At 60.2% G+C, this 4,744-nt stretch carries 5 protein-coding genes; 1 reads left to right on the top strand and 4 read right to left on the bottom strand.

What is annotated here, in order from left to right:
* The coding region (locus VL15_RS38940; protein ID WP_048252206.1) for an IS66 family transposase zinc-finger binding domain-containing protein at positions 1 to 752 on the bottom strand (752 nt) is incomplete at its 3' end.
* A 182-nt stretch (positions 753 to 934) separates the two neighbouring features.
* On the opposite strand from VL15_RS38940, the gene VL15_RS38935 reads away from it, so the two are divergent.
* Positions 935 to 1,972 (top strand): IS481 family transposase, encoded by a 1,038-nt coding sequence (locus VL15_RS38935; RefSeq protein WP_048252205.1) that lies wholly within the window; start codon positions 935 to 937, stop codon positions 1,970 to 1,972.
* Between the two features lie 55 nt (positions 1,973 to 2,027).
* Here the strand turns inward: VL15_RS38935 and tnpB are convergent, their stop codons facing one another.
* From tnpB to VL15_RS38920, 3 genes are all read right to left on the bottom strand, one after another.
* The gene (tnpB, locus tag VL15_RS38930; protein ID WP_048252204.1) at positions 2,028 to 2,381 is read right to left on the bottom strand and encodes an IS66 family insertion sequence element accessory protein TnpB; all 354 of its coding nucleotides are present in this window, start codon (positions 2,379 to 2,381) and stop codon (positions 2,028 to 2,030) included.
* Positions 2,382 to 2,843, bottom strand: a complete 462-nt coding sequence (gene tnpA, locus VL15_RS38925) for an IS66-like element accessory protein TnpA (protein ID WP_230684638.1) — start codon at positions 2,841 to 2,843, stop codon at positions 2,382 to 2,384.
* A gap of 278 nt (positions 2,844 to 3,121) precedes the next feature.
* Positions 3,122 to 4,612 (bottom strand): ISNCY family transposase, encoded by a 1,491-nt coding sequence (locus VL15_RS38920; protein WP_048252202.1) that lies wholly within the window; start codon positions 4,610 to 4,612, stop codon positions 3,122 to 3,124.
* Between the last annotated feature and the right edge of the window lie 132 nt (positions 4,613 to 4,744).

The raw sequence follows: 4,744 nt of genomic DNA, 5'->3' as shown, positions 1-4,744 counted from the left end.
TCGTACAGCCGGCTGTAGTGCAGTTCGCTGGGCCGGATGATCCAGTTTGCCAGCGTGCCGCGACTGACCGGGACGTTCGAGCGTGCCAGCACATCCGCCATCCGATACAGCGGCGTGCCGTCGACGTACTTCCCGGTCGTGACGGTGGCGATCATCGACGCGCTTGCGTGGCTCCCCGGCAGTGGCTGTACTGGCATGGGCGCAAGCACGATCGGCGTGCGTTCGGCGTGGGTCTCGCAATGCCGGCACGCGTATTTGAAGCGGGCGTTCTGGAGAACCGTGACCTTGACTTCGTAGTGCAACTGCTCGCTGACGTCTTCGCCGGTGTGGTGCAGTGCGCTACCACAACACGTGCAGGTCTTCTGATCCTCGGGCAGATCGTATTCCACACGCTTGCGTGGCAGATGCGCTGGCAGTGGCTTGCGACCGCGTTTGCCAGGCACGGAGGTGGCGTCCGGCAGTCCCATATCGGGCAGCGCAGGCAGGTCGTCATCCTCTTCGGCCGGGTCGGTTTCGGCGATCTGCTCGGCCTCGTTGAACAGGCGATCACTGCGCTTCTCGCTTTTCGGCGCAAAGCGCTGAGCCAGCGCGAGGCGATACTGCTCTTCGAGCGTATCGAGGCGCTTGAGCAGTTCGTCGATCCTGGCATCGCGCTCGGCAAGGCGCTGCGCGTCATCGGCTACCCGCGCTTCGAGCGCGTCGATGTAGGCCTGAGCGGCCGGCGGGAACTGGGAGGGTTCGTGTGCGTTCATGTCGCCCACGATAGCGATTCGGCCGCTCAAATAGGTTTACGGCCGAGTGTTAACGACTGTCAGCTAAGATGCGGTGGACTAGACTAAATCTGACAGTGGTTGGTTTTTCATGCTGGTGCGCATTGGCGCGAAGGGCGTAGCCCGTAGCGGCAATGCGCGCCGCGAACAGCAAGGAGTCCGCCATGACTCAGGAGCAGAAGGTAATTCGTGCCAAGGTCGGCATACTCGAGTTAGCCCGGCAGCTCGGCAACGTCAGCCAGGCCTGTCGCGTAATGGGTTACTCGCGCGACAGCTTCTACCGATTTAAGGAACTGTACGATCGAGGCGGCGAAGCTGCGCTGCAGGAGATTTCCCACCACCGACCGCTGCTCAAGAACCGCGTGGACCCGCAGGTCGAGGCCGCCGTTGTCGAACTGGCCCTCGAATTGCCAGCCTACGGTCAGGTACGTATCGCCAACGAAGTCCTCAAACGGCATGCCCTGTCCGTCTCGCCCCAAGGCGTTCGTAGCATCTGGTTGCGCCACGATCTGGAGACCATGCCGAAGCGCCTGAAGGCCTTGGAGGCCAAATCCGCCCAGGAGGGGTTGGTGCTGACCGAGGCGCAGCTCGTCGCGCTCGAACGCGCCAAGAACGAGAAGGAAGTGCACGGTGAATTCGAGTCGGAATGTCCGGGCTACTGCGGCGCGCAGGATACGTTCTATGTCGGCAGCCTCAAGGGCGTCGGCCGTGTCTACCAGCAAACTTTCGTCGATACCTACTCGAAGGTCGCATTCGCCAAGCTCTACGATCGCAAGACGCCCTTGCCGGCGGCTGACCTACTCAACGATCGCGTTGTCCCATTCTTCGACGGCTTCGGAATTCCACTGCTGCGCGTGCTGACAGACCGCGGCACCGAATACTGCGGCAACCCCGAGCATCATGAATACGAGCTGTATCTGGCCTTGGGGGACATCGACCATACTCGCACAAAGGCCAAGTCGCCGCAAACCAACGGGATCGTCGAACGGCTGCACAAGACTATGCTCAACGAGTTCTATCGCATCGTCTTTCGCAAGAAGATCTACGACTCGATCGCCACCTTGCAGACAGACCTTGATGCGTGGCTCGACCAGTACAACAATGAACGAGAGCATCAGGGGCGCTGGTGCTATGGCAAGACGCCGATGCGTACTTTCCTCGATTCGATCGAACTCGCAAAGGAGAAGCTCATCCCCCATTGATGACTCATTCTTTGTCGGTCCGACTACCTGTCAGATCGAGTCCCGGCTAATACAGCTAAGACGCGTGCCGGTACCTGCGCGTAGGATGACGACGCATGGCGTCGATGTCGATGCCGTCGAGCAACAGGTGCAATTGCCCCGTCGTCAGTTCGACCACCTCCTGCTCACGACGCGGCCAAACGAAACGATCCGCCTCGAGCCGCTTCATCATCAGCCAGAAGCCGGCCCTGTCGTAGAGCAGCAATTTCACGCGATCGCGTTTGCGGTTATGGAACGCGAAGACGGCTCGCGCGAGCGGGTCGAGCTGCATCGACTGCTCGACCATCGTCACCAGCGTGTTCAGCCCGTCGCGGAAGTCGATCGGCTCACGGTGCAGGTAGACCCGCAGGTCGGTGTCGAACCGGAACATTCACCGTCCCCCCAAGGCTTTGACCAACGCCGCCAACAACGAGGCATCGTTGCTGGTGCATTGCAATTCAAGCATTACGCCGTTGGGCAGTCGTGCCGACAGACACGCCGGTTGGGGGACATCCACAGCGGGCAACGTCGGCAGCGTCGACTGTGGCGGCTGAGCCTGAGCGTGTGGCTCACGAATCTCTACAACCGGCGCGAAGGCCGTCAACTCGCCTCCCGGAACCCCATCACCTTGTTGCTCCGCCTTGTACGCCTTGATCCAGCGCCACAACTGATTCGTGTTGACCTGCGCTCGGATCGCCATGCTGGCAACCGAAACCCCGGGCTCAAGGCAAGCCTCAATCAGCATTCGCTTGCCTTCCCTGTCGTAGCTGCGCTTCCCGTTGACGCCCACTTTGGTCACCCGCAGCGGGAAAAACTCACAATCGCCACTATTACCCATGAATCGTGCCCACAAAAATTATCGTGGGCACAATCCTCGGCTCGCCGAGCTATCAAATCTAGATGCGCCAGATTTCGCGCTTACGTTGATACGTATCAACGATGCAAAAGCAAATTCGCTACGCGCTCGGACAACCCTACACAATCGTTGCACCACAGATCCGGCCACAGAGCTCAATGACAGATATTGCCTCCGCCCCCTTTTTGTCATACCCGGATTCAGATGTCCGCGTCTCGACTAAGTTGAAATGTCCGGGTTTACGGGCTTGAGGCGTGTTTCTCTTGGGTTACAGATCACGCAGTGTCGAAGAGCTGATCCTGAGCGGGCAGGGTGCTTACGCTTGTGCCACTGCCCCTTGCAGACCGACGGCCAGGTTTGCGCGCGGGTTGTTGGACCTGTCTGCGTTCGGCGAGATCCACGATCACTTTCTCGACATCGGTCTGCGTGAACTCACGCTGCTTCTTTTTGTTCGGCTGAGTGGTGTTGCGATTCGTCTTGGTCGAGTCGCCTCGATGCGTTCGAGACGGTGCCTTACCGATTCGGCTGTTATCGCGTTGCGCCTGAAGCGCTTGCGCGATCTGCAGCACGTGACTCAGACGCTTGTGTTCGACGATGGCACCTTGATCGATTTCGGCCAGTCGGTCGTACTGCCTGAAGGGCAACGCGCGACCCTCTGTTCGGAGTTCGATGCGCCCATCCGGGTACTCCCAAACCTCGATCGTTCGATCAATCAGCTGCCGATTCTCCGGCGTATCGTCCAGCAAATACATCACTCGGTCGTACTGCACAGTGAGCGACTTCGTCACTTTCCGCGGCTCACGCCACGTCAGCACCAAGTCAAGATTCTCATCGGCGCGCAACGGTCGGTGCGCATTGAAGTCGCTCTTCGGCGGCTTCGCAAAACGTGCGTTGTAAGCGGCCATGAAGGAGGGCGCGTAAGCGTTGGCGTCGGCCACCGTGTTGATCCCGCGCAATCGCATCTCCTTGACCAAGCGATCCTGCAACGTCAGATGTGCTCGCTCGACTCGCCCCTTGGCCGGACTGCTGTTTGCGCAAAACGTGTCGATGTTCAGCTCGTACATCGCGCGGCCGAAGTGTGTCACCCGATTACCAGTCTTGCCTGGCGTTACGTTGCGGAACACGCTGTACTTGTCGCTATAGAACGCCCCCGGCTTGCCGTGGCACTCGATATACACTCGCGTCGCCTCGAAGTAGCTGAACGTCGATTCGGTCTGCGTGAAGTGCAGCATCATCAGCCGGCTCGTCGCGTCGTCGACGTACACCAGCAGCGTGCAGGCCGGCGCCCGTTCCTCGAACCACCGATGATCGCTGCCGTCGATCTGGATCAGTTCACCCAGGCATGCCCGGCGCGCTCGCGGCTGGTAGACCTTGGGCGGGCGTTGCCGGCGCGGCACCCATAGGCCAGCGTCTGTCATCAGCTTGCGGACCGTTTCCTTGGCCAGCCGAATGTCGTGGCATTCGTACAGCTTCTCGCAGGCCAGCGTCGGCCCGAAGTCCGCGTAGCGTTCCCGGATGATCGACAGCGCCCGATCACCCGTCACGCGATCCAATCGGTTGTTGCTGGGCTTCGCGCGCCGTTGCGACACGAGACCTTGCGGCCCGTGATCACGCAATCGGGCGACCAGTCGCCGGATCTGCCGCGTCGTCAGCTCGAGTCGCTCGGCCGCGCGCCACGGCTGAAGTTTGCCGTCCGCGACGTCCTGGATGACCTTAAACCTGTCCAGCTCGCACATCGTCATGGTGATCCGTTCCGTTGCAGCCATCGCAGCCTCCGGCGCTGGATTCCCAGCAGCCGATCAGCTTACGATGGGTCGAAAAGCGGACATCTGAACTTGGCCAGAAGCGGACATTTGAACTTAGCTACTACAATTTTTGTCATACCCGGATTCAGATGT

Source organism: Burkholderia cepacia, from assembly GCF_001039005.1.
GTDB classification, from domain to species: Bacteria; Pseudomonadota; Gammaproteobacteria; order Burkholderiales; family Burkholderiaceae; genus Burkholderia; species Burkholderia theae.
Note: the sequence above shows the minus strand (reverse complement) of the source record. Positions and strands in the feature narration are given on the sequence as shown.

Coding starts and splice junctions, on each gene's coding strand:
- VL15_RS38935 (WP_048252205.1), top strand. CDS start 935: ATGACTCAGGAGCAGAAGGTAATTCGTGCCAAGGTCGGCATACTCGAG.
- tnpB (WP_048252204.1), bottom strand. CDS start 2,381: ATGTTCCGGTTCGACACCGACCTGCGGGTCTACCTGCACCGTGAGCCG.
- VL15_RS38920 (WP_048252202.1), bottom strand. CDS start 4,612: ATGGCTGCAACGGAACGGATCACCATGACGATGTGCGAGCTGGACAGG.